At 64.8% G+C, this 25,133-nt stretch carries 25 protein-coding genes; 18 read left to right on the forward strand and 7 right to left on the reverse strand.

Translation table 11 applies throughout. The annotated features are described in order from the left end of the window. The first annotated feature begins 43 nt into the window (after positions 1 to 43). Positions 44 to 2,848, forward strand: a complete 2,805-nt coding sequence (locus VSX79_RS16655) for a TonB-dependent receptor (protein WP_326913902.1) — start codon at positions 44 to 46, stop codon at positions 2,846 to 2,848. Positions 2,849 to 3,088: 240 nt separating this feature from the next. Next, positions 3,089 to 5,818: a TonB-dependent receptor gene (locus VSX79_RS16660; RefSeq protein WP_326913903.1), complete on the forward strand. Its 2,730-nt coding sequence runs from the start codon at positions 3,089 to 3,091 to the stop codon at positions 5,816 to 5,818. A 242-nt stretch (positions 5,819 to 6,060) separates the two neighbouring features. Here the strand turns inward: VSX79_RS16660 and VSX79_RS16665 are convergent, their stop codons facing one another. After that, positions 6,061 to 6,423, reverse strand: a complete 363-nt coding sequence (locus VSX79_RS16665) for a response regulator (RefSeq protein ID WP_179497507.1) — start codon at positions 6,421 to 6,423, stop codon at positions 6,061 to 6,063. A gap of 87 nt (positions 6,424 to 6,510) precedes the next feature. On the opposite strand from VSX79_RS16665, the gene VSX79_RS16670 reads away from it, so the two are divergent. Genes VSX79_RS16670 through VSX79_RS16685 form a run of 4 tightly spaced genes read left to right on the forward strand, consistent with a single transcriptional unit; the run spans position 6,511 to position 9,050 of the window. After that, positions 6,511 to 6,774, forward strand: coding sequence for a DUF3572 family protein (locus VSX79_RS16670; RefSeq protein WP_179497509.1), 264 nt, complete (start codon positions 6,511 to 6,513; stop codon positions 6,772 to 6,774). Then, the gene (locus VSX79_RS16675; protein ID WP_326913904.1) at positions 6,771 to 7,412 is read left to right on the forward strand and encodes an HAD family hydrolase; all 642 of its coding nucleotides are present in this window, start codon (positions 6,771 to 6,773) and stop codon (positions 7,410 to 7,412) included. The genes VSX79_RS16670 and VSX79_RS16675 overlap by 4 nt, the downstream gene beginning before the upstream one ends. Before the next feature lie 13 nt (positions 7,413 to 7,425). Further along, positions 7,426 to 7,890, forward strand: coding sequence for a RidA family protein (locus VSX79_RS16680; protein ID WP_326913905.1), 465 nt, complete (start codon positions 7,426 to 7,428; stop codon positions 7,888 to 7,890). Positions 7,891 to 7,898: 8 nt separating this feature from the next. Further along, positions 7,899 to 9,050, forward strand: coding sequence for a GNAT family N-acetyltransferase (locus VSX79_RS16685; protein ID WP_326913906.1), 1,152 nt, complete (start codon positions 7,899 to 7,901; stop codon positions 9,048 to 9,050). A gap of 102 nt (positions 9,051 to 9,152) precedes the next feature. Here the strand turns inward: VSX79_RS16685 and VSX79_RS16690 are convergent, their stop codons facing one another. Continuing rightward, positions 9,153 to 9,467 carry a hypothetical protein gene (locus VSX79_RS16690; RefSeq protein WP_179497517.1) on the reverse strand — a complete coding sequence of 105 codons (315 nt, stop codon included), beginning with the start codon at positions 9,465 to 9,467 and terminating at the stop codon, positions 9,153 to 9,155. A gap of 139 nt (positions 9,468 to 9,606) precedes the next feature. Then, positions 9,607 to 10,446 (reverse strand): pantoate--beta-alanine ligase, encoded by an 840-nt coding sequence (panC, locus tag VSX79_RS16695; RefSeq protein WP_326913907.1) that lies wholly within the window; start codon positions 10,444 to 10,446, stop codon positions 9,607 to 9,609. 86 nt (positions 10,447 to 10,532) lie between these two features. Between panC and VSX79_RS16700 the strand changes: the two genes are divergently transcribed. The 6 genes from VSX79_RS16700 to VSX79_RS16725 all read left to right on the forward strand — a co-directional run bounded on the left by VSX79_RS16700 (position 10,533) and on the right by VSX79_RS16725 (position 16,155). Continuing rightward, a complete protein-coding gene (locus VSX79_RS16700) occupies positions 10,533 to 11,342 on the forward strand; it encodes a division plane positioning ATPase MipZ (RefSeq protein WP_179497521.1) in 810 nt (269 codons plus the stop codon). 26 nt (positions 11,343 to 11,368) lie between these two features. Then, positions 11,369 to 12,751 (forward strand): phosphoglucomutase/phosphomannomutase PgmG, encoded by a 1,383-nt coding sequence (pgmG, locus tag VSX79_RS16705; RefSeq protein ID WP_179497523.1) that lies wholly within the window; start codon positions 11,369 to 11,371, stop codon positions 12,749 to 12,751. Positions 12,752 to 12,863: 112 nt separating this feature from the next. Beyond that, positions 12,864 to 13,679, forward strand: a complete 816-nt coding sequence (gene lptB, locus VSX79_RS16710) for an LPS export ABC transporter ATP-binding protein (RefSeq protein ID WP_179497526.1) — start codon at positions 12,864 to 12,866, stop codon at positions 13,677 to 13,679. A gap of 15 nt (positions 13,680 to 13,694) precedes the next feature. Continuing rightward, the gene (gene rpoN / locus VSX79_RS16715; RefSeq protein ID WP_326913908.1) at positions 13,695 to 15,149 is read left to right on the forward strand and encodes an RNA polymerase factor sigma-54; all 1,455 of its coding nucleotides are present in this window, start codon (positions 13,695 to 13,697) and stop codon (positions 15,147 to 15,149) included. Positions 15,150 to 15,320: 171 nt separating this feature from the next. Further along, positions 15,321 to 15,446 (forward strand): type B 50S ribosomal protein L36, encoded by a 126-nt coding sequence (gene ykgO / locus VSX79_RS16720; protein ID WP_003046794.1) that lies wholly within the window; start codon positions 15,321 to 15,323, stop codon positions 15,444 to 15,446. A 97-nt stretch (positions 15,447 to 15,543) separates the two neighbouring features. Continuing rightward, the gene (locus VSX79_RS16725; protein WP_179497530.1) at positions 15,544 to 16,155 is read left to right on the forward strand and encodes an HAD family hydrolase; all 612 of its coding nucleotides are present in this window, start codon (positions 15,544 to 15,546) and stop codon (positions 16,153 to 16,155) included. 41 nt (positions 16,156 to 16,196) lie between these two features. Here the strand turns inward: VSX79_RS16725 and VSX79_RS16730 are convergent, their stop codons facing one another. Further along, positions 16,197 to 16,694, reverse strand: coding sequence for a hypothetical protein (locus tag VSX79_RS16730; protein WP_326913909.1), 498 nt, complete (start codon positions 16,692 to 16,694; stop codon positions 16,197 to 16,199). Between the two features lie 38 nt (positions 16,695 to 16,732). Beyond that, entirely contained in the window at positions 16,733 to 18,883 is a 2,151-nt protein-coding gene (locus VSX79_RS16735) for a S9 family peptidase (RefSeq protein ID WP_407697288.1), read from the reverse strand. Positions 18,884 to 18,964: 81 nt separating this feature from the next. On the opposite strand from VSX79_RS16735, the gene VSX79_RS16740 reads away from it, so the two are divergent. From VSX79_RS16740 to VSX79_RS16765, 6 genes are all read left to right on the forward strand, one after another. After that, positions 18,965 to 20,803 carry an aminopeptidase P family protein gene (locus tag VSX79_RS16740; protein ID WP_326913910.1) on the forward strand — a complete coding sequence of 613 codons (1,839 nt, stop codon included), beginning with the start codon at positions 18,965 to 18,967 and terminating at the stop codon, positions 20,801 to 20,803. 8 nt (positions 20,804 to 20,811) lie between these two features. Then, complete coding sequence (locus VSX79_RS16745) at positions 20,812 to 21,273, forward strand: acyl-CoA thioesterase (protein WP_326913911.1); 462 nt, start codon at positions 20,812 to 20,814, stop codon at positions 21,271 to 21,273. Positions 21,274 to 21,540: 267 nt separating this feature from the next. Then, positions 21,541 to 22,002, forward strand: a complete 462-nt coding sequence (locus VSX79_RS16750; protein WP_257018243.1) for a hypothetical protein — start codon at positions 21,541 to 21,543, stop codon at positions 22,000 to 22,002. Between the two features lie 34 nt (positions 22,003 to 22,036). After that, the gene (gene ribD / locus VSX79_RS16755; RefSeq protein ID WP_326915266.1) at positions 22,037 to 22,999 is read left to right on the forward strand and encodes a bifunctional diaminohydroxyphosphoribosylaminopyrimidine deaminase/5-amino-6-(5-phosphoribosylamino)uracil reductase RibD; all 963 of its coding nucleotides are present in this window, start codon (positions 22,037 to 22,039) and stop codon (positions 22,997 to 22,999) included. Between the two features lie 8 nt (positions 23,000 to 23,007). Next, positions 23,008 to 23,634, forward strand: coding sequence for a riboflavin synthase (locus VSX79_RS16760; protein ID WP_179497539.1), 627 nt, complete (start codon positions 23,008 to 23,010; stop codon positions 23,632 to 23,634). After that, positions 23,631 to 24,107, forward strand: a complete 477-nt coding sequence (locus VSX79_RS16765) for a GFA family protein (protein WP_326913912.1) — start codon at positions 23,631 to 23,633, stop codon at positions 24,105 to 24,107. The genes VSX79_RS16760 and VSX79_RS16765 overlap by 4 nt, the downstream gene beginning before the upstream one ends. Here the strand turns inward: VSX79_RS16765 and VSX79_RS16770 are convergent. Beyond that, positions 24,104 to 24,574, reverse strand: coding sequence for an MmcB family DNA repair protein (locus tag VSX79_RS16770; protein WP_326913913.1), 471 nt, complete (start codon positions 24,572 to 24,574; stop codon positions 24,104 to 24,106). The genes VSX79_RS16765 and VSX79_RS16770 overlap by 4 nt on opposite strands. A 13-nt stretch (positions 24,575 to 24,587) precedes the next feature. Then, the gene (gene ssb, locus VSX79_RS16775; RefSeq protein ID WP_179497545.1) at positions 24,588 to 25,130 is read right to left on the reverse strand and encodes a single-stranded DNA-binding protein; all 543 of its coding nucleotides are present in this window, start codon (positions 25,128 to 25,130) and stop codon (positions 24,588 to 24,590) included. Positions 25,131 to 25,133: the final 3 nt, after the last annotated feature.

The following is a 25,133-nucleotide window of genomic DNA, read 5'->3' on the forward strand; positions in this document are numbered from 1 at the left end:
CCCCCGCAACAAAAATAATGAAATGTTGAGAGGAGTGCCCGATATGAAATCATCTTCCCTTCGTGCTGCCCGTTTTCTCCGCACCAGCGCGCTCGGCGTCTCGATCGCCATGGCGGCGGTCGCGGCCCCGGCCTTCGCGCAGGACGCACCGGCCGATGCGGCCGCGGATGCCGCGACCGACGACAGCGACGATACGCCGATCATCGTCACCGCGCAGGGGCGTTCGCAGCTCTTGTCCGACGTGCCGGTCGCGATTTCGGCGGTGAGCGCCGAAACGCTGCAGAACAGCGGCGCGAACGACATTCGCCAGCTGAACCAGGTCGCGCCGTCGCTGCTCGTTTCGTCGACGGGTTCGGAAGCCAATGGCTCGGCACGTATCCGCGGCATCGGCACGGTCGGCGACAACCCCGGCCTCGAAAGCTCGGTTCCGGTCTTCATCGACGGCGTCTATCGCTCGCGTTCGGGCATCGGCCTCAACGAACTCGGCGAACTCGACCGCATCGAAGTGCAGCGCGGCCCGCAGGGCACGCTCGGCGGCCGCAACTCGTCGGCGGGCCTGATCAGCATCTATTCGAAAAAGCCTGATTTCCAGTTCGGCGCCACCGGTGAAATCACCTATGGCAATTATGATTACTGGCGTCTGGGCGGCAGCGTCACCGGCCCGATCACCGACACGCTCGCCGCGCGCCTCGACGGCGTGTGGGTCAAGCGCGACGGCTTTTATAACGACACCGCGAACGACCGCGACGTGAACAACCGCGATCGCTATTTTCTGCGCGGCCAATTGCTGTTCGAGCCGACTGACGCGCTGTCGGTCCGGCTGATTGCCGATTATACCTCTCGCGACGAGGAATGCTGCGCCGCCACCTATGTCGGCCCGTCGGTCAATCCCTATATCGGCAACCTCAACAACCCCGGGGTTCCCGCCAGCGATACCACGAACAACATCGTCCAGGTGCTGGCCGATCTCGGCCAGTCGCTTTCGGCGTTCGACCAGGGCTATAGCCGCGACATCTCGGTCACGCCGGGACGCAGCTTCGCCGGCAAGACGAAGGATTACGGCTTCTCGGGCCAGATCGACTATGATTTTGGCGGCGCGACGCTGACCTCGATCACCGCGTACCGCGAATATCGGTCGAGCCAGGCGGGCGACGTCGATTATGGCACCGTCGATATCCTCTATCGCGCGCCCGACGCCGACGCCTATCGCCAGTTCCACACCTTCACGCAGGAATTGCGCCTGCAGGGCGAAGCGTTCGACGGCAAGCTCGACTGGCTCGTCGGCGGATTCTACGCCAATGAAAAGCTGCGCGTGCGCGACAACCTCCGCTTCGGAGAAGATTACGGCCGTTTCGCGACGTGCCGCATCATCTCCGGCGGCGGCCTTGCCGGTCTCTACTCGCCGGCCAGCCCCTTGTGCGTCTTCCCCGGCGTCGGGCCGGCGACGATCGCCGGCGCATCGGGTGCTTCGGGGCCCGACATCCTCGCGGCGTTCAATGCGCTCGACGGGCTCAGCGATCTTGGCAGCATCAACGACGTCTATCGTCAGGATGGCGAGAATTGGGCGTTGTTCACGCACAATATCTTCCACATCACCGACAAGCTCGATTTCACCTTCGGGCTCCGCTACACCAACGACAAGAAGAAATTCTCGGCGAGCTTCACCAACGACAACACGGTCTGCACCACCGTGCAGGGGCTGGTGCTCGACGATCTTTCGAGCACGAACGCCACGGCGCGCGCGCTGGCGGGCGCGCTCATCGGCCTCAGCTGTCAGGGCAATTCGACCGCCGAACTCAATGGTGTGTCGATCAACGACAAGCGGAGCGAGGACGAGTTCACCGGCACGGCGATCCTGTCGTACAAGCCGGTCGACGACCTGATGGTCTATGCGAGCTATTCGCGCGGCTACAAGGCGGGCGGCTTCAACCTCGACCGGTCGGCGCTGAAATCGCCGATCCTGCCCTTCGCGGCGGCGGGCGGGGCGCAGGCGCTGGTCGGCGCGCTGCAGTTCGACCCCGAAACGGTGAACAGCTATGAAATCGGCGCCAAATATTCGACCGGACCGTTCGGCCTCGGCCTGACGCTCTTCCGGTCGGATTTCTCGAGCTTCCAGCTCAACACGTTCAACGGCACGGTCTTCCTCGTCCAGAACATCAACGGCTGCGACAGCGACCTCGCCGGCGGCGACCGCGACCAGAGCAAGTTCACCGGCGCGCCGAACTATAACGCCGCGGCGGCGACGACCGGCGCCTGCCCCACCGATGACGTCAGCCACGGCGTCCGGTCGCAGGGCTTCGAACTCGAAGCCTCGCTCGTTCCGGCGCGCAGCTTCCGCATGACCGCCGGCCTGACCTATGCGAAAACCAAATATCGCGGTCAGCTGGTCGGCAATGATTCGGGCGCGCCGCTCGATCAGGCGCTGCGCCTGCTGCCTGGCAACAATCTGTCGAACGCGCCCGAACTGGTCGCGACCGGCAGCATTGCCTGGACCCCCGACATCGGCAGCAGCGGGCTGACCGGCCTCGTCTATGTCGATGGCCGCATGACCAGCGACTATAACACCGGGTCGGACCTGTTCCCGCAGAAGGGACAGGATGGTTATGCACTGTTCAACGCCCGCCTCGGCGTGCGCGGTCCCGACGAGAAATGGGGCATCGAACTCTGGGCGCAGAATATCTTCAACAAGCAATATGCCCAGGTCGCCTTCAACTCGCCGTTCCAGGAAGGCGACACCTCGGCCAGCGCCGCCTTTGCCGACCCGCAATATCCGGGCGGCCGCCAGATTTTCTCGCAGTTCCTTGCCGAACCGCGGACCTATGGCGTGACGCTGCGCGGCAAGTTCTGATCGCGCACGATCACCTGAATTTCCCGGGGGCGGAGCCGATGGCTTCGCCCCCTTTTCTTTATCCAGACCCGTCAACCCGTCATATCTGACAGCTGTGGCACAAAAGCCGCGCGTTTCGCAGAATGACGTTACGGCAGAGGTCACGCGCTGGCATGGCGCGCGCAAGTCGTGATACGCCTGCGCCATAAACAAAACCGCTCTCCCCGCGCCGACGACAGATTGCGAGAGGAGGGTCATTTCATGAAAAACCGTCGCCGCCTTACCACCGGCTTGCTGCGCGCCAGCGCCGTCGGCCTGCCGCTTTCGCTCGGCCTCGCCGCCGCGCCCGCCATGGCGCAGGATGCCGCGGGCGCCGAACCCGACGACAGCATGATCATCGTCACCGCGACGCGCCGCAGCGAGGCGCTGTCCGACGTGCCCATCGCGGTCTCCGCGGTCACCGGCGATACGCTCGAAAAAACGGGCGCGACCGACGTGCGTGCGCTGGGGCAGGTCGCGCCGTCGCTGCTCGTGTCGGGCGCGACGAGCGAGGTCAATTTCACCGCGCGCATCCGCGGCATCGGCACGGTCGGCGAGAATCCGGGCCTCGAATCCTCGGTCGGCCTGTTCATCGACGGCGTCTATCGCAGCCGGACGGGGGTCGGCCTGTCCGAACTCGGCGATATCGAACGCGTCGAGGTGCTGCGCGGTCCGCAGGGCACACTCTTCGGCCGCAACTCGACCGCGGGGTTGATCAACATCGTCACCAAGGGGCCCGAACTCGGCCGGTTCGCCGGCAAGGGGTCGCTATCATATGGCAATTATGATTATTGGCGTGTCGACGGCATGATCAACGCGCCGCTGGGCGACAAGGCGGCGGTGCGCGTCGACGGCGTCTGGCAGCGGCGCGACGGCTTCATCGACAATGCGACCGCCGGCGAGCCCGACATCAACGACCGCGATCGCTGGCTGGCCAAGGGCCAGCTGCTGCTCGAGCCCGCCGAGAATATCACGCTGCGGCTGATTGCCGACTATTCGAAGCGCAACGAGAATTGCTGCGGCGGCGTGCTGCTGAACCCCGTGCGCAACCTGACGCGCGGTCCCGACGGCTTCCCGGTGGCGTCGCCCAACACGCTGCTGCCGCTGCTCCAGTTCCTCGGCGCCAACCATCAGGTTCCACCCGCGGGCGACAGTTTCGTCCGCCGCCAGTCGACGACCCCGGGCGTCACCTATCGGTCGGACACCAAGGATTGGGGTGTGTCGGGCGAACTCGACTGGGATTTCGGCGGCGCGACGCTGACCTCGATCACCGCCTATCGCGACTACAGGAATGCACAGGGCCAGGACGCCGATTTCAACACGCTCGACATATTGCGGCGCACCGACCTCGACCGCCGGTTCCGGCTGTTCACGCAGGAACTCAGGCTTCAGGGCGAAGCGTTCGACGGGCGGCTCGACTGGCTCGTCGGCGGCTATTATGCGAACGAGAAACTCGATGTCGACGATGATATCGTCTATGGCGCCGACTATCAGCGCTATGCCAATTGCCTTGCGGCGGCGGCGCTCGCGCCTGCCCTCATCAACCCCGCCTCGGCGACCTGTTCGAACCTGCCCGCGGCGAGCTTTCCCGGCTTTCAGGGCATCGCCGCGCTACTCGGTGCCGCACCGCTGAATGGCACGGGCAACAATGACTCGACCTTTGCGCAGCGCAGCACCAACTATGCGATCTTTACGCATAACAGCTTCGATATCGTCGAGGATACGCTGACGTTCACCGTCGGCGCGCGCTACACCCACGAAAAGAAGACCCTGGCGGGGGACGCCAATTTCACCAACACCTTGTGCCCCGCGATCGTCAACTCGCCGCTACAGGCGCTCGCGAGCCTCGCCTGCGTGATCAACGGCACCGCGCCGGACATCGTCCGCGGCGCGCCGGGGACGAAGTTCAGCGAGGGCCAGTGGACGGGGACCGCGGTGCTGAGCTGGAAGCCCGCGCCCGAATGGCTGATCTATGCCTCGGCATCGAAGGGTTACAAGGCCGGCGGCTTCAACCTCGACTATTCGGCGCTCGACCGGCCGTGCAGCACCACTGCGGGGTCCGACGCGCAGGATGCGGCCTGCGTCGCGGCGCTCGCGCGGCCCGAGAACACGTCCGGCAACGCGCGGCCCGAAGCGAGCGACCTGCAATTCGCGAGCGAAAAGGTCGACGCCTATGAACTTGGGCTGAAATGGGACGGTCCGGGGATCGACGTCAATCTCGCGGCCTTTTATCAGGACTATAGCAATTACCAGCTCAACACCTTCAACGGCGTCAATTTCGAGGTCACCAATATCCAGGCGTGCAAGGACGACCTGGGGACCGGGCCGACCGACAATAGCGCCGCGACCGGCGCCTGCGCATCCGACCGGCTGAAACCCGGCGTCGTCGCCAAGGGGTTCGAGATCGAGACCTTCCTGCGTCCCGCGCGCCATCTGTCGGTCAACATGGGGCTCACCTATGTCGACACCCTCTATCGCCGCAACCTCGTCGGCACCGGCGGGCGGGCGCTGTCGCCCGTCCTGTTCCAGCTGCCCGGCCGCGGCGTGTCGAACGCCGCCAAATATGTGGCGACCGCTGGGATCAGCTGGACGCCGCCGATCGGCGGCAGCGGGCTGAGCGCGCTCGTCTATTTCGACACGCGCCTCCAGAGCGACACCAACACCGGGTCGGATCTCGACGTCGAAAAGGTCCAGGACGGCTTCGCGGTCTTCAACGGCCGGATCGGCCTCTATGGCCGCGATCGCCGCTGGGGAATCGAGCTGTGGGGGCAGAATCTGTTCAACAAGCAATATTATCAGATCGGCGCCGACATGCCGTTGCAGGGCAGCGGCTCGTTCCGCTCGGTCGCCGCGCCCGCAGCGCTGGGCTTCCCGGCGACCGCAAACCAGTTGTTCGTCGGCTTCCCCGGCGAACCGCGCACCTATGGCGTGACCTTGCGCGGCCAGTTCTGACGGGCTCTCCCCCTCCCCGAAGGCGGGGAGGGCGTAGGGAGGGCCTGCCGCGGCCGGGCACTGTCGCGACAGGCCCTTTCCTTTTTAGGGGACAGGGGAAGGCATTGGGGTGGGAAGCGGGCACACCAAATATTCGTCATTCCCGCGAAAGCGGGAACCCGGTGTGGGATCAACTTACGCACGCGATGGGTCCCCGCTTTCGCGGGGTTGACGACGTAGGAACCATGCGTCCGAAACCGGCGCTAGGCGAACGCGCCGACGCTTTCGATGAATTTGATCACCGAAATCGGTTTCGAGACATAGGCTTCGGCGCCCGCAGTGCGGATCTGCTCCTCGTCGCCTTTGCCCGCATAGGCGGTCACCGCCATGATCGGCACCGCGCGCAGCGTCAGGTCGGCCTTCATCTGCCCGATCAGTTCGAGCCCGCTGACATGCGGCAACTGGATATCCATGATGATCAGGTCAGGCGAAATCTCGCGCGCCTTTGCCAGCGCGTCGCGCCCGTCGCGCACCGGATGCGCGCTATAGCCGTGGGCGTTCAGTAGATCGCAGAAGAGGCGCAGGTTGAGTTCATTATCCTCGACGACCAGGATGGTCTTGCCCATGTGCGTTCCGTTCCCCACCTTGCGTGCGCGGCCCGTTTAGGCGAATCGGCCGCACGACACAATTGCATCGCGACGAAGGGATCGGGCTTGCTTGAGGATGATGCGGCGCTGGCGCTCCATGCGCTCGGCTGGATATTGAGCGACGAGCCGCGCGCCGAGCGGCTGCTCGCGCTCACCGGGCTCGCGCCCGCCGAGCTGCGCGCTTCACTCGGCGAACGGGCGACGCTCGCGGCGATCCTCTCATTCCTCACCGCCCACGAAAACGACCTTGTCGCCTGCGCCGATGCGTTGCAGGTGCCGCCTGCCCGCCTTGCCGCTGCGGCCCAACGACTTGAAGGAACGACTGCATGAACCGCCCGCTCGTCATCACCGATTGCGACGAGGTGCTGATGCACATGGTCGTGCCCTTTGCCGAATGGGTCGATGCCGAACATGGCGTGATCTTCCGCATCGAGGATGCGAGCTTTGCCAATGCACTCAAGCGCAAGGAGTGCGGCACGCCGCTCGAAGCGGCTGAAGTGTGGCCGCTGCTCGACGGCTTCTTCCGCACCGAAATGACGCGGCAATATCCGATCGCGGGTGCCTTGACGGCAATGGCGGCGATCGGCGCCGAGGCCGATATCGTCGTCCTCACCAATGTCGGCCCCGAGCATCAGCAGGCGCGGATCGACCAGCTCGCACTCCACGATTTCCGCGCGCCCGTCATCGGTAGCCGCGGCGGCAAGGGTGGGCCGGTGCGTCGCCTGATCGACGAGTATCGGCCTTCGGTTGCGGTTTTCATCGACGACCTTGCCGGCCATCACCAGTCGGTTGCGGAGACCGCGCCCGACGTGTGGCGCCTCCACCTGGTCGGCGAGCCCGCGATCGCGGGCAAGATCGCACCGGCGCAATACGCCCATGCGCGAATCGACGATTGGAAAGAGGCGCAGCGCTGGATATTGGCGCGCCTCGCCGAAAATATCCCCGCCCCGGCCTCCGAGCCGGTTTAAGAAGGAACCTCCCATGGATATCGCCGCCAAGATCGCCGAACTCGGCCTCGAGCTGCCCAAGCCCGCCGCCCCGGTCGCCGCCTATGTACCCGTCGTCGAGCAGGGCGGGATGCTTTATGTCAGCGGCCAATTGCCCTTCCGTGATGGGCAGGTGGTCACCGGCCGTCTCGGCAACGATATGGACATTGCCGGCGGGCAGGATGCAGCACAGCGCGTCGCACTGATGCTCGTCGCGCAGATCGGGCAGGCGCTCGGCGGCGATTGGTCGCGCGTCGAGCGCGTCGTCAAGCTCGGCGTTTTCGTCAACAGCGCGCCAAGCTTCACCGATCAGGCGAAGGTCGCGAACGGCGCATCGGAACTTTTCGAAACGCTGTTCGGCGACGCGGGCCGCCATGCGCGCGCCGCAGTCGGCGTCGCGGTGCTACCGCTCGGCGCGGCGGTCGAGGCCGACGCGATCGTTGCGGTGAAGCCAGCTTAAGGACGCCGGTGGCCGAAGCCGACCCACCCTCACGGACGATTTCGCTCGGTACGGGCGTCGCCGCAATCGATGCGGCGACGTGGGACGCGCTACACGACGGCCGCAATCCCTTCGTCGGCCATGCCTTCCTTTCGTTGCTCGAGGAATCGGGCAGCGTGGGGCCGGGCACGGGCTGGCAGGCCGCACCCTTGCTGATCGAGGATGCGGCCGGCGCGCTCGTCGCCGCCGCGCCCGCCTATCTGAAATCGCACAGCCAGGGCGAATATGTCTTCGACCATGCGTGGGCCGATGCGTGGGCGCGCGCCGGGGGCGATTATTATCCGAAGCTTCAGATTGCGGCACCCTTCACCCCCGTCCCGGGGCCGCGCTTGCTGGCGAAAGACAGCGCCGACGCGCTGCTGCTGCTCCGCGCGGCCGAGGCGGTGGTGCGGCAGAACGGCTTGTCATCGGCGCATGCGACCTTCGTCGCCCCCGAACAGATGCCGCTGTTCGAGGAGGCCGGCTGGCTCGTCCGCCGCGATATCCAGTTCCATTTCGCGAATAGCGGCTATGCCAGCTTCGACGATTTCCTTGGCACGTTGAATTCGCAGAAGCGCAAGCAATTGCGCAAGGAAAGGCTCCGTGCCGTCGAAGGTTTGCGCATCGAGGAACTGACGGGAGCGGCGATCCGTCCCGAGCATTGGGACGCGATGTGGCTATTCTATCAGGATACCGGCGCGCGCAAATGGGGGCATCCGTACCTCACGCGCGAGGCTTTCGACCTGATGGGCGCGGCGATGGCGGAGAAGATCATCCTGCTCATCGCCTATGATGCGGAGGAGCGGCCGGTCGCCGGCGCGTTGCACTTCCTGGGCGCCGACACACTTTATGGCCGCTATTGGGGATGCTTGGCCGAGATCCCGTATCTGCATTTCGAGCTATGCTATTATCGCGCGATCGACATCGCGATCGCACGCAGGCTTTCGCGGGTCGAAGCGGGTGCACAGGGCGGGCACAAGCTTGCCCGCGGCTATGGCCCGGTCGCGACCTGGTCGGCGCATTTCATCGCCGATCCCGGCTTTCGCCGCGCGGTCGCGGACTATCTGCAACAGGAGCGACAGGCCGAGGCGGTCGAGATGGAATGGCTGGAGGGACACACACCCTTCAAGCGGAAGGGCTGACTTTGCCCTTGTCGTCGCCCCGGACTTGATCCGGGGTCGAGGCTTTGTAGCCGGATGGATGCCGGATCAAGTCCGGCATGACGAGGTCGAAGCGCAGAAAACTTACGCCGCGAACCGCCGGGCGGCGGGACGGCGGGCCGTCTCGTCGAGCCAGGCGCGCGCCTGGCGCTGCGCTTCGGCGATTTCGCCCTGCGACATTTCGCCCGACACATCGGCGCGGCACTGCTGGCCTTCGATATTGCCGCCGAGCGCGGCAAGGTTGAACCATTTATGCGCCTGGATCAGGTCGACATCGACCCCGCCCGATCCGGTCGAAAACGCGATACCCAGATCGAAATAGGCATTGGCATCGCCGCGCGCGGCATCGAGCAAGCGGCTCTCGATCAGATATTGGGCAGACTTCAGACTGTTCGCCATGATAACCCCCTTTACCTCCACCCCACATGGAGACCTCGGGGTCAAATTTGCGGTTTATGGTCAACAAAGCGTTAACGGTGACGTCGTTTTTTGTGGGCATCGTCCAAGATCGTCGGAAACCTCGGGGTTTCCACGTTGTTCAGCCTACCGGCAGATTGTCGATGAGCCGCGTTTTTCCGATCCGTGCCGCCGCGAGCAGGCGTGCGGGCCTGCGGAAAGCGCTCAATCTTTCAAGGCTGTCGGCCTCGGCGAGCGCGACATAATCGACGCTCTCGAAACCGCCCCCGACGATCACCGCCTCGGCCTTGGCGAGCGTCTCGGCGACGTCGGCGCCGCCCGCGATCGCCTTTGCCGCCGCGTTCAGCGCGCCCGGAAAGGCGGCCGCCGCCGCGCGCTGTTCGTTCGACAGATAGGCGTTGCGCGAAGACAGCGCGAGGCCGTCGGTATCGCGCGCGATCGGCGCGCCCAATATGTCGATCGCGAAATCGAGGTCGCGCGCCATGCGGCGGATGATCGCGAGCTGCTGCCAGTCCTTTTCGCCGAAGATCGCAACGTCGGGGCGGACCTGGTTGAACAATTTGGCGACGACGGTCGCGACGCCGTCGAAATGGCCGGGGCGCGCAGCGCCGCAATAATCGGCGCCAAGTTCGGCGACCTCGATACGCGTGCTGTGACCGGCGGGGTACATCGTCGCGACGTCGGGCGCCCAGAGCAGGCTGGTGCCTTCCTCGACGAGCATCGCGGCGTCGCGCGCCTCGTCGCGCGGATAGGCGTCGAAATCCTCGTTCGGGCCGAACTGGGTCGGATTGACGAAGATCGACACGACGGCGTGGTCGGCGACGCGCTTCGCCATGCGGACGAGCGAGAGGTGGCCGTCGTGCAGCGACCCCATGGTGGGCACGAGCGCGACGCTCTTCCCTCCCTGCTTCAGTGCCGTAACGGCACGGTGCAGCATCGCGATGTCACGGATGATTTGCACGGCTCGTCGCCCTCCGATATTGGCGCGACTATATCACTTCGCGCGACGGCCGCCCATGCCGTGCCAACAGGAAAATCGCAACGCCCATGACGACGCCCGCACCGCACCGCATCATCTTTGCCAATGAAAAGGGCGGGACCGGCAAATCGACCTGCGCCGTGCATTTCGCGGTCGCGCTGGCGAGCCAGGGATGGCGCGTCGCGGGGATCGACCTCGACCCGCGCCAGCGCACCTTTCATCGCTACCTCGAAAACCGCGAAAATACCGCGAAGCGCCGCGAGATTGCGCTGCCGACGCCGCGCTTCGAGGTGTTCACCGGATCGACGATCGAGGAACTCGACGAGCAAGTGGCGCGACTCTCCGAAGACGCCGACTATCTGATCGCCGACACACCGGGCCGCGACGATGTCTTCGCGCGCCACCTGGCAACAACCGCCGACACGCTGGTGACGCCGATCAACGACAGCTTCATCGACTTCGACCTGATCGGACAGGTCGATCCCGAGACGTTCCAGGTCACCCGCCCCAGCTTCTATTCCGAACTCATCTGGGACACGCGAAAGGCGCGCGCCAAGAGCGACGGGCGGACGATCGACTGGATCATCCTCAGGAACCGCCTCCAGCATGTCGATGCACATAATATGCGCCGCGTCGGCGAGGCGCTGACCCAGTTGTCGCGCCGCGTCGGCTTTCGCGTCATCCCGGGGCTCGGCGAGCGCGTCATCTATCGCGAACTTTTCCCCGCCGGCCTCACCCTGCTCGACAAGGCGCATCTCGGCGGCATGGGTATCGGCCACGTCGTCGCGCGGCAGGAACTCCGCGAGGCGATGGGCGGACTGAACCTTCCGGCGCGCGAGCGGTTGCATCCGGACGGGGATTTGTTCGCCGCCGCCTGATCCCTTCTCTCCCCAAGAGGTTCAAGATGACGCACCAATTTCACCCGACGATGCTCCGCGAATATGACATTCGCGGAGTCGTCGGCGACACGCTTTCGGACAAGGACGCCTATGCCATCGGCCGCAGCTTCGCGACGTTGATCCGCCGCGCGGGCGGCAAGCGCGTCGCGGTCGGCTATGACGGGCGGCTGTCGTCGCCGATGCTCGCCGACGCGCTGATCGCGGGAATCAACGCCGCCGGCGTCGATGCGCTCAATGTCGGGCTCGGTCCGACGCCGATGCTCTATTATGCCGCGTCAACCGAGGATGTGGACGGCGGTATACAGATAACCGGCAGCCACAATCCCCCCGACTATAATGGTTTCAAGATGGTGTTTCAGGGGCGTCCCTTCTTCGGCGCCGACATTCTGGCGATCGGCGAAATGGCCGCCGCGGGCGACTGGGAGGCTGGCGAAGGCACGTCGCAGAGCATCGATATCGTCGACGCCTATGTCGACCGGTTGGTCGAGGGGTTCGCGGGCGGCGCTTTCCGCATTGGCTGGGACGCCGGCAACGGCGCCGCGGGCACCGTCATCGAGAAACTTACCGCGCGCCTTCCGGGCGAGCATCACTTGCTGTTCACCGACATCGACGGCCATTTTCCGAACCACCATCCCGATCCGACCGAAGAAAAGAATCTGGCCGACCTCAGGAAACTCGTCGCGGAGAAGAGCCTCGATTTCGGCGTCGCTTTCGATGGAGACGGCGACCGCATCGGCGCGATCGACGGCGAGGGCCGCGTCATCTGGGGCGACCAGTTGCTGCAAATCTATGCCGCCGCGGTGCTGAAGGACTTGCCCGGCGCGACGGTCATCGCCGATGTGAAAGCGAGCCAGGCGCTGTTCGACCGGGTCGCGCAGCTCGGCGGCCAGCCGCTGATGTGGAAGACCGGCCACAGCCTGATCAAGGCGAAGATGAAAGAAACCGCGAGCCCGCTGGCGGGCGAGATGAGCGGGCATATCTTTTTCGCCGACCGCTATTATGGTTATGACGATGCGCCTTACGCCGCGATACGGTTGATCGAGGCGGCGACCAAATTGGGGCAGAGCGTCACCGATCTGCGCGGCGCCATGGCGCCGATGGTCAACACCCCCGAAATGCGCTTCCAGGTCGATGAGAGCCGCAAATTCGCCATTGTGGAGGAGGTTCTCGACCGGCTCGGCGCATCGGGTGCGCAGGTCGACCGGACCGACGGCGCGCGCGTGCTGACCGACGATGGCTGGTGGCTGCTGCGCGCCTCGAATACACAGGACGTGCTCGTCGCGCGTGCCGAGGCGAAGGACGAGACGGCGCTCGCGCGCCTGCTCGCCGCGATCGACGATCAGCTTGCCCTCTCGGGGATCGTGCGCGGTCCGCAGGCCGCGCATTAGGCGCCGTTGCCGGCGCCTCCCCCGCGCATCCTGCAAAAATCTTGCCAGATTGACCTTGGCCGCGTCGCTGGGGTAACGCCGCACGGGGGCTAGAAACGGAACCGACCAACCTATGACCGACGACGAATCCACCGTGGCGACGCTTTCCGATGACGATCATGGCGTCACCGAGCACAGAGCGCATGTCCGCGAGGATGCCGCCGCGGGCAACGGACTGGCGGTCATTTCGATCGCCAAAAGCTATGACAAACGCGTCGTGCTGTCGGACGTCTCGCTGTCGGTCGGCAAGGGCGAGGTCGTCGGCCTGCTCGGCCCCAACGGCGCCGGCAAGACGACCTGTTTCTATTCGATCATGGGGCTGGTGAAGCCCGACGCGGGGCGCATCATGCTCGACGGCGCCGACATCACCGCGCTGCCGATGTACCGCCGCTCGATCCTCGGCCTCGGCTATCTACCTCAGGAAACCTCGATCTTTCGCGGGATGACAGTGGCGCAGAATATCGAGGCGGTGCTTGAACTCGCCGAACCCGACAAGATTGCGCGCGAACGCCGGCTCGAGGAACTGCTCGACGAATTCGGGCTCACGCGGCTGCGCGACGCCGCGGCGATGGCGCTGTCGGGGGGCGAACGGCGCCGCGCCGAAATCGCGCGCGCGCTTGCCGCCAATCCGTCGATCATCCTGCTCGACGAACCCTTCGCGGGCATCGACCCGCTGTCGATCAGCGACATTCGCGACCTTGTTGCCGATTTGAAGACGCGCGGCATCGGCGTGCTGATCACCGACCATAATGTGCGCGAAACGCTCGACCTCGTCGATCGTGCCTGCATCATCTATGACGGCAAGGTGTTGCTTGCCGGCTCGCCGGCCGAACTCGTCGCCGATCCCGAGGTGCGCCGCCTCTACCTCGGCGAGGGTTTCTCCCTGTGATGCGGTGACGCGCTGATGGCGTTGGGTCCACGCCTCGATCTCCGCCAGTCGCAATCGCTGGTGATGACGCCGCAGCTGCAACAGGCGATCAAGCTGCTGGCGCTGTCGAACCTCGAACTCGAGGCCTATCTGGCCGAGGCGCTCGAGGGCAATCCGTTGCTCGACACGGCTTCGCCCGACAGCGAGGGCGGCGGAGGCGACGAAGTCGGCGGCGATGCGCCCGCGGCCGAAGCCGCGTCGCTCGAAGCCGATCAGGCGCTGTCGGCCGATGGCGGAAGCGAAAACGACCTCGACGTCGACCTCACCGAAAGCTTCCACCACGACAGCGCAAGCGACAATGTCGGGCTGTCGGGCGCGGGCGAGGATATCGATTTCGACAGCTTTGCCGAACATGAAGGCACGCTCCACGACTATCTGCTCGCGCAGGTCGGCGAACGTTTCGGCGGGATCGAGGCAATCGTCGCGGGGCAGCTCGTCGCACTGATCGACGAGACGGGATACCTGCGCGCCGACCTGGCCGAGCTCGCCGCGCAGCTCGGCGTGCCACTGGCACTGGTCGAGGCGGTGCTGGCCGGCATCCAGTGTTTTGATCCGTCGGGCGTCGGCGCGCGCGACCTTGCCGAATGTATCGCGATCCAGGCGCGCGAGGCCGACCGCTACGACCCCGCGATGGCGACGATGATCGCGCATCTCGATCTGGTCGCAAAAGGGGCGTTCCCGCAGTTGAAACGTATCTGCGGCGTCGACGACGAGGATCTTGCCGACATGATCCGCGAACTGCGCGGCTATGACCCGCGGCCCGGCCTCCGATTCGGCGGCGACGGCGCGCCTGCGGTCGTTCCCGACCTCTATATCCGCCAGACCGCAAAGGGCTGGGCGGTCGAGATCAATAGCGGCACCCTGCCCCGCCTGCTCGTCAACCGCCGCTATTACACCGAACTGGCGCAAGGCGCCGCGGCGAAGAGCAAGGCGTGGCTTTCCGAACAGCTCGCCGGCGCCAACTGGCTCGTGCGCGCGCTTGACCAGCGCCAGCGCACGATCGTCAAGGTCGCGAGCGAGATCGTGAAGCAGCAGGAGGGCTTTTTCCTGAACGGGGTCGCGCATATGCGCCCGCTGACCTTGCGCCAGATCGCCGAAGCGATCGGCATGCACGAATCGACCGTCAGCCGCGTCACCAGCAACAAATATCTGAGCTGCGCGCGCGGCCTGTTCGAACTCAAATATTTCTTCTCGTCCGGCATTTCCGCGACCGAGGGCGACGGCGCGGTGTCGGCCGAGGCGGTAAAGAGCCGGATCAAGGCGATGATCGAGGGCGAGGACGCGAAGGCGATTCTTTCCGACGAGACGATCGCGCAGAGACTGTCGACCGAAGGCCACGACATCGCGCGGCGTACCGTGGTCAAATATCGCGAGGCGATGGGCTATGGTTCGTCGGTGCAAAGGCGGCGTCAAAAGGCGCTGGCGGGATGATCCTCCTCGTCACCCCGGACTTGATCCGGCGTCCATAACGTCGCCGCGGCTATGGATGCGGGATCAAGTCCGGCATGACGAAATTAGGGGAGTGAACCGGTTGACTTTTTACCCGCTTCCCCATAGTTGCGCCGCTTCGCGTCAATACGCCAAGATTTACGGACAGAGATCATGAAGATTCGCAACAGCCTGAAGTCGCTGAAGGACCGCCACCGGGATAACCGCGTTATTCGCCGCCGTGGCCGCACCTATGTGATCAACAAGACCAACCGCCGCTTCAAGGCGCGCCAGGGCTGATGGCCCTGCCGGGGCGTTGCTCGCCCCGCGCGTATAGCGAAGTTAGCGTAACGCCGTCGGATGCTTCCGGCGGCGCTTTCGCGTGTCTGGAGCAAGCATGATTCGCCAAAGCGTGATCTTCGACGTCGGCAGGGTGCTGTTCGACTGGGATTTGCGTCACTTGTTCGCCAAGCTGATCGCTGACCGGCAGGAGCTTGAATGGTTCGTGACGAATGTCGTCACGCCCGAATGGCATTTCCAGCACGATGCCGGCCGCCCGCTCGCCGAGATGGTACCCGAACTGAAAGCCGAGTTTCCGGGGCACGACTTGCTGATCGACGCCTATGCGGCGCGCTTCAACGAGACGATCCCCGGCCCGGTGCCCGGCAGCCTCGAACTTGTCGAGCGCCTCGACGATGCGAGCGTGCCGCTCTTCGCGATCACCAACTTCGGACATGAATTCTGGGAAGGCTTTCGCCCGACCCAGCCCGTCTTCGACCGCTTCCGCGACATCGTCGTATCGGGCACCGAGAAAATGATGAAGCCCGACCCCGCGATCTATGCCCTTGCGATCGAGCGATTCGGCATCGATCCGGCGGGCGCGCTGTTCATCGACGATGTCGCGGCGAATGTCGCGGGCGCCGAATCGGTCGGGATTGCAGGGCACCAATTCGTCGATGCGGAGACGCTGGAGCGCGAGCTGGTGGAGCGGGGTTATCTGGCTACTTGACGTAGATGCCGATCGATCTGACGCTTCAATTTGAAGCCGGCCTAGTCTTTTTTCCGCGTGGAGCGCCGGTAGTAGACATTCCAATAGCTGGAAACGCGTTGCTTCGTCAGAAACCAGTAAGCCGGATTTTCTCTCAGAAACTCAATGATCGGCTCCGGAACCGATTCGCCGAACACGCCAGCGATATCGTCCAAAATCTCGACCAGATATTCGCCGATCAGTGCAACAATGAACGGTGCAGCCCAAGGCTGAATATCCCGCAAGAGGTCACGGACCGTGCGCTGTCGTTCAAACCCGTCGCTACTGCGTGATCGCAGGCACCGCACCATCAAGCGAATATCGCCGTTCAATGCCTCATCAGCGTGATTGTTGCGGAAACGCAATCGCGCGGGAATTCGAATTGTCTCGCCACCGAGCGAGACTTCAAATTGCTCGGTCCATTGGCTAACCTGAAGTTGAACAGAGGCATATGTCGCGGCCTCAGTCGCGAGCGTATCTAGCGACTCAGGGAATGCTTCGCTGAGCAAGTCTGCGCTCAAGCTGGTATGCATTTCTCCCATAGTGCCGGGTTGGCGCCCTACTTCTCCACCCCCAGCTGCGTCAGCACGAAGGCAAACTCCTCGGCATCCTCGCGCAGCGCGCCCCAGCGGCCCGATTTGCCGGCGTGACCCGCGCCCATGTTGGTGCGCAGCAGCAGCGCCGCGTCGTTGGTGCGCGTTGCGCGGAGCTTGGCGACCCATTTGGCGGGCTCCCAATAGGTCACGCGCGGGTCGTTGAGCCCCGCCGAGACGAGCATCGGCGGATAGGCCTTGGCGGTCACATTGTCATAGGGGCTGTACGAAAGCATATAGTCGAACGCCGCCTTGTCGGTGATCGGATTGCCCCATTCGGGCCATTCGCCGGGGGTCAGCGGCAGCGTTTCATCGACCATCGTATTGATGACGTCGACGAAGGGCACGCCCGCGAGCACCGCGCCCCACAGCTCGGGCGCCTGATTATACACCGCGCCCATGACCTGCCCGCCCGCCGAGCGGCCCTCGATCGAAATCTTGCCCGCGCTCGTATATTTCGCGGCGATCAGCCCCTTGGCGACGTCGATGAAATCGTTGAACGTGTTCTTGCGCTTGTCGGTCTTGCCCGCGAGATACCAGCCGCGACCGAGGTCGTCGCCGCCGCGGACATGGGCGATGGCGTAAATCATGCCGCGGTCGACGAGGCTGAGGCGCGTCGTGGAGAAACCCGGCGGGACGCGGTAGCCGTAAGAGCCATAGACATAGAGGTGCATCGGCGCGCTTCCGTCGCGCGGCGTGCCCTTTTTATAGACGAGCGACACGGGGACCGGGGTACCGTCGCGCGCCGGCATGTTTACCAATTCGGTTATATAATTGTCATGATTATAACCGGACGGAATTTCCTGCACCTTCAGCGTCTCGAGCTTGCCGCTCGCAAGGTCGTAATCGAACACCGTGTCGGGGGTGACCATCGATTCATAATCGAGCCGCAGCTTGTCCTGGTGATATTCGGGATTGTCGCCGAGTCCCGCGACATAAGTGGCTTCGGGGAACTGTATCCGGCCGGGGGTCAGCGGTGTATCATATTGGCGGACATCGACCTGATCGACGCCCTTCTCGCGCGATTCGAGGACAAAATAGTCGCGGAAGACCGACAGGCCCGTAATGTAATTCGTGTCCGATCCGGGGATCAGCGTCTTCCAATCGTCCGGCGCCTTGAGGCTCGCAGTGGCGACGCGGAAATTGGGATGCTCGTCGTTGGTGTGGATATAGAGCGTCCCGTCGCGTTCATCGACGCTATATTCGCGGCCCTTCTGACGTGCCGACACCAGCTGCATCGGGGCCTCGGGATTGTCGGCGGGGAGCAGGTAGACTTCGCTCGTCTCGTTATCGCCCGTCGCGATGACGATATAATTGTCGGCCGCGGTCTTGCCGATGCCGACGCCGAAGCCGATGTCGGGCTCCTTGTAGAGCAATTTGTCTTCGCTCACCGGCGTACCGAGCTTGTGCAGCCGGACATTGTCGGTGCGCCAATTCTCGTTCGCGAGGCCATAGAGGATCGCGTCGTTGCCCGAGGTCCAGACGAGCGACGACAAGGTGCCGGGGATCGTATCGGGCAACAATTCGCCCGTCTCGAGGTTACGGATGCGCGCCTCGAACCGTTCGGAGCCATTGTCGTCGAACGAATAGGCCATCAGCTTGCCGTTCGGGCTCACCGACACCTCGGCGAGGCGGAAATAATCCTTGCCCGCGGCCATCGCGACCTCATCGAGGATCAGCTGCGCGTCGCCGGAGCCTGACGCCGGCCTCCGGTACCATTTCTTATATTCGGCGCCTTCTTCGAACTCGACCCAGTAGACCCAGTCGCCATCCTTCTGCGGCACGCTCGAATCGGCCTCCTTGATGCGGCCCTTCATCTCCTGAAACAGCGTTTCGACCAATGCAGCGTGCGGCTTCATCGCGGCGTCGAACCAGGCGTTCTCGGCCTTCACATAGTCGAGCACATCCTTGTCATCGATCACCGGATAGCTCTCGTCCTTCAGCCAGTGGTACGGGTCGGACAGCGTCTTGCCGTGCAGCGTCATTTCGTGCGGGCGCTTTTCCGCGACGGGGGCGGCGGGCAGGGCGGGCGTGGGGTTGGTCAATGCGGCATCTTTCTCTTTGGCGAACAGGGGCGGCGATACGACAAGCGGGGTGGCAATTGCTGCCAGAAACATCCAAATAGCGCGCATCACAAAATCCCCCGCGGTGCCGCCCCTATGGGCGGGATCAGCCGATGTAGGAACAAGGAAGCGACCATGTCCAGCCCCGTCCCCGCAACCATTTACGCCGAACGTCTCGCCCGCGTCCGCGCCGAACTCGAGCGCCAAGGCCTCGACGGCTTCGTCGTGCCGATCAGCGACGAGCATATGAGCGAATATGTCGGCGAATATGCGCAGCGCATGGCGTGGCTGACGGGCTTCGGCGGCTCGGCGGGGACCGCTGCGGTGCTGCCCCAAAAGGCAGCAGTGTTCGTCGACGGGCGCTATACGGTGCAGGTACGCGACCAGGTCGATGGTTCGCTTTTCGACTATGTCGGCGTGCCGCAGTCGAGCGTCGCCGAATGGCTGGGCGCGAACGTCAGCGCGGGGCAGAAGATCGGTTACGACCCGTGGCTCCACGGCATCGACTGGGCGCGCGGGCTCGAAAAGGCGCTGGCGGAGAAGGGCGCGAGCCTCGTCGCGGTGGCAAGCAACCCGATCGACGCGGCATGGAACGACCAGCCCGCGCCGAGCGACGCGGTGGTGACGGTCCACGACGCCGCGCTGGCGGGGCAAGGCGCCGTCGAGAAGCGCGCGATCATCGCCGACTGGCTCAAGGCGCAGGGGCTCGACACGACGGTGATGACCGCACTCGATTCGATCGCCTGGACCTTCAACCTGCGCGGTACCGACGTCAGCCACACGCCGGTCGGGCTCGCTTTCGCGCTTCTTCACGCCGACGCGACCGCCGACCTGTTCATCGCCCCCGAAAAGATCACCGACGCGGTGCGCACGCATCTTGGCAACAGCGTGCGTATACACGACCGTAACGCTTTCGAAGCCGCGCTCGCTAACCTCGCGGGCAAGAAGGTCGCCGTCGATCCCGACCGCGCGGTCGCGGCGATCTTTACCGCGCTCGAAGGCGCGGGCGCGAGGGTCGCGCGTCACCGCGACCCCGCGGTGCTGCCCAAGGCGATCAAGAACGATGTCGAGCTGAACGGCACCCGCGCCGCGCATGTCCGCGATGGCGTCGCGGTGTCGCGCTTCCTCAAATGGATGGAAGAGGTCGCGCCCCAGGGCGGACTCGACGAGCTCAGCGCCGCCGCGAAGCTGCGCGAATATCGCGACGAAAGCGGCGTCCTCAGGGATTTGTCGTTCGACACCATCTCGGCCGCCGGCCCCAACGGCGCGCTGCCGCATTACAAGGTCGACGCGACAACCAACCGCGCGATCGAGACCGGGACGCTCTACCTCGTCGATTCGGGCGGGCAATATGCCGACGGCACGACCGACATCACCCGCACGATCGCGATCGGCATTCCGACCGCCGAGATGCGCCGTCGCTTCACGCAAGTCTTGAAGGGCCATATCGCGCTCGCGACCGCGCGCTTCCCCAAGGGGACGCGCGGCAGCCAACTCGACATTCTCGCGCGCCAGTATCTGTGGGCCGACGGGGTCGATTATGCGCATGGCACCGGGCATGGCGTCGGCACGTACCTGGCGGTCCACGAAGGGCCGCAGCGCATCGCCAAACCGGCGGGCGGGCAGGCGGGTACCGAGGAGCCCCTGCACGCCGGCATGATCCTCTCGAACGAGCCCGGCTATTACAAGGCGGGCGCTTTCGGCATCCGCATCGAGAATCTGGTCGTCGTCACCCCGGTCCGCATCGACGGCGCCGAAGAGGATATGCTGGGGTTCGAGACGATCACCTTTGCGCCGATCGCACAAAATCTTGTCGATGCGTCGCTGCTGTCGGCGGCCGAGGCAGACTGGCTGGACGCCTATCATGCCGAGGTGTTGGAAAAGCTCGGCGCGGGAATGGCGGGCGAGGAGCGCGACTGGCTCGAAGCGGCCTGCGCGCCGCTCGACCGCGCGCCCGCCGCGCTCGCTGCCTGAGCGCCCGCATGACCGAGCATCGCAGCAACGTGCCGCTCGCCGATTTCCGCGTGCAGGAGCGCGTGCGCGTGCGCTTCAACGAGATCGACGGGCAGAATATCGTCTTCAACGCCAATTATCTCGTCTACGCCGACATCGGCGTGACCGAATATTTCCGCGCGATCGGCGAAGGGCAGCCCGGTCCATATTTTAACCAATATGGTACAGACATTCGCGAAACGCATTGCGAGATCGACTATCACGCCCCCGCGCGGCTCGACGAACTGATCACGATAGCCGCGCGAATCAATCGGTTCGGCCGGACCAGTTTCACGCTTCATTGCGGGATTTTTCGCGGAAACGAGAGGCTGACCGACATCGAGATTAGCTATGCCCATCTCGATACCGATAGCGGAAAGCCAACCCCGCTGCCGGGAAGCTTTATCGCCGAAGTGCGGCGATTCGAAGCGCGGATGCCAGTCCAGGACTGATTCAGATGTGCCGAATCGGCCCTCTCAACCAAAAAAGTCGAAAAAAAAGGGCCACCCGAGGGTGGCCCGTGAAAGTTTTGGGAGAGGATGCCTAAAAGGCAAGTGTGATATTGCAGTGCACAATGAATGTTGCAACTGCGAAAAGAGCATCCGCACTTGCATTTTTTGCAATCGAGAACGTTCCCAGCCGCCATTCGGCGCAATCCAAGCGTGTTGCCGCTTCCTCTCGCAAATCTGCACGACATCGCCTAAATTGGGCCGATGGGAATGTTCAACAAAGTCGATCTCGGCGGCGGCCTGTCCGATTTCTGGTCCTATATTCGCGAACCGCGCCCGCATCGCTGGGCGATCTGGGGCGTCGCGCTTGCGCTGACCTGGCTCATTTTCCACGGGATCGAGCAATATTTGATCCCCTATGAGAAGCCGAAAGCGCAGATCATCTATTTCGAGAACTGGACGGCGAACCGAAGCGCCGACGAGATTCGCGCCGACTGGGTGGCGCGCGCGAAGGAGACGACGCGCCGCAACGCTGAAAAGCGCGCCGAATATCAGCGTTTCGCCGACAGCCTCGGCATCGAATATGATTCGAGCGAGGCCGACGAGGTGACGCGCGAAACGCTGGGCGAAGAAGCAGCGGCAGCGGCGAAGGAAAAGCCCGAACCGGCGCAGCTGCGCTCGACGCTCGCCGAGCGCGCGGCGCGCGGCGCGCGACCCCAAGCCGCCGACTGACCCGATGCAGCGGCCGCCCGCCGACGCCGACTGGATGGCGGCTGCCATCGCGCTGTCGCGGCGCGGTCAACCGGCGTCTGCACCCAATCCCAACGTCGGTTGCCTGATCGTCCAGCCTACCCCCGCGCAGGCGAGGGGCAGGCTGATCGGACGCGGCTGGACGCAGGCCGGAGGCCGCCCGCATGCCGAGGCGATGGCGCTCGCCGCGGCGAAAGAGGCCGCGCGCGGCGCGACCGCCTATGTCACGCTCGAACCATGCGCGCACGCGAGCGCGCGCGGACCTGCGTGCAGCGACCTGCTGATCGCGGCGGGCGTCGCGCGTGTCGTGATCGCGGCGGAGGACCCCGACCCGCGCACCGACGGCAAAGGCATTGCGCGGTTGCAGGCGGCGGGGGTCGAGGTCATCTTTAACGTCCTTCCCGCCGAAGCGCGCGCCGCGATGGCGCCCTGGTGGACGCGGCGGGCCGAGGGGCGACCGTTCGTCACGCTCAAGCTCGCGACCTCGCTCGACGGCTGCATCGCAATGGCCGACGGGGCGAGCCGCTGGATTACCGGCGACCGCGCGCGTGCGCACGGCCATCTTGAACGTACGCGGCATCAGGCGATCCTCGTCGGACGCGGCACGTTCGACGCCGACGCACCAAAGCTGGACGTCCGCCTGCCCGGACTCGAAGATCGCGGCCCCGCAAAACTCCTGCTGACCCGCGGCCTCGCACCCGAAGGCTGGACGGGCGTCGCGTCACCCGAATCGATCGATCATGCCGACTCGCTGCTGGTCGAGGGCGGCGCGGGCGCTGCGTCGGCCTTCCTCGCCGCCGACCGTGTCGACCGGCTTCTGCTCTACCGTGCACCGATCCTGATCGGCGGCGGCAAAGCCGCGCTCGGCGATATCGGCCTTGCCGATCTTGCCGATGCCCACGGCCGCTGGCGCCTCGCCGACAGCCGGATGCTTGGCAGCGACCGGCTCGACGTCTACGAGCGCATCAGGATTATTTGAGGACGCATATGTTCACCGGCATCATCACCGACATCGGCACCATCCGCAGCCGCGAGGACCGCGGCGACGCGCGGCTCGTCATCGGCACCGCCTATGACGTCGGCAGCATCGACATCGGGGCATCGATCGCCTGCTCGGGCGCATGTTTGACCGTCGTGGACAAGGGCATCGACGCGGACAGCAACGGGCCCGGCGGCTGGTTCGCGATCGACGCGAGCACCGAAACGCTCGCGCGCACGGCGCCCGGCATGTGGGACGCGGGGCGCCGCCTGAACCTCGAACGCGCGCTCAAGATCGGCGACGAACTCGGCGGGCATATCGTCACCGGCCATGTCGACGATATCGGCCGCATCGTGTCGGTCGAGCCAGTGGGTGACAGCGTGACGGTGACCGTTGTCGCCCCCGCGTCGCTCGCGCCGCATATCGCCCCTAAAGGCTCGATCACCGTCGACGGCGTGTCGCTCACCGTCAACGAAGTGACCGATCAGCCGAACGGCGAGGCGCATTTCACGCTCAACATCATCCCGCACACGCAGGAGATGACGACGCTGGGCGAAGCTGCGGAGGGCCGCCCGGTCAATCTGGAGATCGATATCCTCGCGCGCTATCTTGCGCGAATGCAGGCGCGGGGATGAACCGGATCCCCGAAAGCGCGGCGGAGCGGACGGCGCCGAAGACGGGTCCAATACGGGGATCGTGCCTTTGCGGCGGGATTCGATTCGAAATCGACGGAAAAACCGGACCGGCAGGGCAGTGTCATTGCTCGAAATGCCGCAAAGTATCGGGCACCGACGGAAACGCCGTTTTCTATACGTCGGCTGCCAGCTTTCGCTGGCTGGACGGCGAGCAGCTTATCGAGCGGTTCCCTGTCCCGGGTGACACGAGTTGGTCGGCCTTTTTTTGCCGAACATGTGGCAGCCCGACGCCGCATAGCGACGCAAACGGGAAATTCTTCTTTGTGCCGGCGGGCCTGCTCGACGACGATCCGGGCTTCCGGGGTTATGCGGCGCATATTTTCGTCGGCTCGAAAGCGCCTTGGGTCTGCATCGCCGATTCGGCGCCGCAATATGAAGCAGGCTTTGATTCAGCCCGGATAGATAGCGACTAACCTTCGTTCCACCCCATCGCCAGTTCGGGGTCGGCTGCCACCATTGACCGCCGCATCGCGAGGCGCCCGATGCGCAGCAGCTCGGCCTTGCGCCGCGCGGGGGCGAGATTGCAGCTTGCGGCTTCGCGCACCACCGCCGCGCCATAGCGGTCGGCGACGATCAGGCCCGAGCTTTCGGGGCGATAATCGGGGGTGTCGAGGATTGCTGGGTCGAGCCCCGCCGCGAGCGCCCAGTAGAAACGGTCGCACCAGTCGCAATAGTCGGGCCATTTGCCGTCGCCGTGGAGGTCGGCGCGGCTGACCTTGATCTCGACGATCGTGATCTGGCCCTTGGCGTCGATCGCGGTGAGGTCGGTGCGCCGCCCATTGGGGAGCGGCACTTCGGGGATCGCGACCAGCCCCGCCTGCGCGAACAGCCGGCATACCCCGCGCGCGACGTCCGCGGCGGTCAGCAGGTCGGTTGCCATCGCTCAAAAAGCCTCAGAACGGGACGTCGTCGTCCAGATCGTCGTCGAACGGCGGGCGCCCGCCGCCCGCGCTGCCGCCGCCCTGGTTCCAGCCGCCGCCCGAGCCGCCCCCGGAGGCGCTGCCGCCCTGATCCCAACTGCCGCCGCTCGACGAAGCGCCGCCGCCCCAGTCGCCGCCGCTGCGTGCGCCACCACCGCCGCCCGGCGCGCCGTCGAGCATCGTCAGCGTGCCGCCCATGCCCGCGATCACGATTTCGGTCGTGTAACGGTCGTTGCCGTCGCGATCCTGCCATTTGCGGGTGCGCAGGCTGCCTTCGATGTAGACTTTCGAGCCTTTCTTCAGGAAACGCTCGACCACGCCGACCAGCCCTTCGCCGTTGATTACGACATTATGCCATTCGGTGCGCTCCTTGCGCTCGCCGGTCATCCGGTCCTTCCACTGCTCGCTGGTCGCGATGCGGATGTTGGCGATCTTGCCGCCATTCTGGAATGACTTGATTTCGGGGTCGGCGCCGAGGTTGCCGATGAGAATTACCTTGTTGACGCTGCCAGCCATCCG

This window comes from Sphingopyxis chilensis, from assembly GCF_035930445.1.
In the GTDB taxonomy this organism is placed as follows: domain Bacteria; phylum Pseudomonadota; class Alphaproteobacteria; order Sphingomonadales; family Sphingomonadaceae; genus Sphingopyxis; species Sphingopyxis chilensis.

Excerpts from the sequence above, each read along its gene's own strand:
- VSX79_RS16770 (WP_326913913.1), bottom strand. The coding sequence starts at position 24,574 with ATGGCAACCGACCTGCTGACCGCCGCGGACGTCGCGCGCGGGGTATGC.
- VSX79_RS16740 (WP_326913910.1), top strand. The coding sequence starts at position 18,965 with ATGTCCAGCCCCGTCCCCGCAACCATTTACGCCGAACGTCTCGCCCGC.
- VSX79_RS16690 (WP_179497517.1), bottom strand. The coding sequence starts at position 9,467 with ATGGCGAACAGTCTGAAGTCTGCCCAATATCTGATCGAGAGCCGCTTG.
- ykgO (WP_003046794.1), top strand. The coding sequence starts at position 15,321 with ATGAAGATTCGCAACAGCCTGAAGTCGCTGAAGGACCGCCACCGGGAT.
- VSX79_RS16725 (WP_179497530.1), top strand. The coding sequence starts at position 15,544 with ATGATTCGCCAAAGCGTGATCTTCGACGTCGGCAGGGTGCTGTTCGAC.
- VSX79_RS16680 (WP_326913905.1), top strand. The coding sequence starts at position 7,426 with ATGGATATCGCCGCCAAGATCGCCGAACTCGGCCTCGAGCTGCCCAAG.
- VSX79_RS16735 (WP_407697288.1), bottom strand. The coding sequence starts at position 18,883 with ATGTTTCTGGCAGCAATTGCCACCCCGCTTGTCGTATCGCCGCCCCTG.
- VSX79_RS16765 (WP_326913912.1), top strand. The coding sequence starts at position 23,631 with ATGAACCGGATCCCCGAAAGCGCGGCGGAGCGGACGGCGCCGAAGACG.
- VSX79_RS16760 (WP_179497539.1), top strand. The coding sequence starts at position 23,008 with ATGTTCACCGGCATCATCACCGACATCGGCACCATCCGCAGCCGCGAG.
- lptB (WP_179497526.1), top strand. The coding sequence starts at position 12,864 with ATGACCGACGACGAATCCACCGTGGCGACGCTTTCCGATGACGATCAT.
- ribD (WP_326915266.1), top strand. The coding sequence starts at position 22,037 with ATGGCGGCTGCCATCGCGCTGTCGCGGCGCGGTCAACCGGCGTCTGCA.
- VSX79_RS16655 (WP_326913902.1), top strand. The coding sequence starts at position 44 with ATGAAATCATCTTCCCTTCGTGCTGCCCGTTTTCTCCGCACCAGCGCG.
- VSX79_RS16660 (WP_326913903.1), top strand. The coding sequence starts at position 3,089 with ATGAAAAACCGTCGCCGCCTTACCACCGGCTTGCTGCGCGCCAGCGCC.
- VSX79_RS16675 (WP_326913904.1), top strand. The coding sequence starts at position 6,771 with ATGAACCGCCCGCTCGTCATCACCGATTGCGACGAGGTGCTGATGCAC.
- VSX79_RS16745 (WP_326913911.1), top strand. The coding sequence starts at position 20,812 with ATGACCGAGCATCGCAGCAACGTGCCGCTCGCCGATTTCCGCGTGCAG.
- rpoN (WP_326913908.1), top strand. The coding sequence starts at position 13,695 with ATGGCGTTGGGTCCACGCCTCGATCTCCGCCAGTCGCAATCGCTGGTG.
- VSX79_RS16750 (WP_257018243.1), top strand. The coding sequence starts at position 21,541 with ATGTTCAACAAAGTCGATCTCGGCGGCGGCCTGTCCGATTTCTGGTCC.
- VSX79_RS16665 (WP_179497507.1), bottom strand. The coding sequence starts at position 6,423 with ATGGGCAAGACCATCCTGGTCGTCGAGGATAATGAACTCAACCTGCGC.
- VSX79_RS16700 (WP_179497521.1), top strand. The coding sequence starts at position 10,533 with ATGACGACGCCCGCACCGCACCGCATCATCTTTGCCAATGAAAAGGGC.
- ssb (WP_179497545.1), bottom strand. The coding sequence starts at position 25,130 with ATGGCTGGCAGCGTCAACAAGGTAATTCTCATCGGCAACCTCGGCGCC.
- pgmG (WP_179497523.1), top strand. The coding sequence starts at position 11,369 with ATGACGCACCAATTTCACCCGACGATGCTCCGCGAATATGACATTCGC.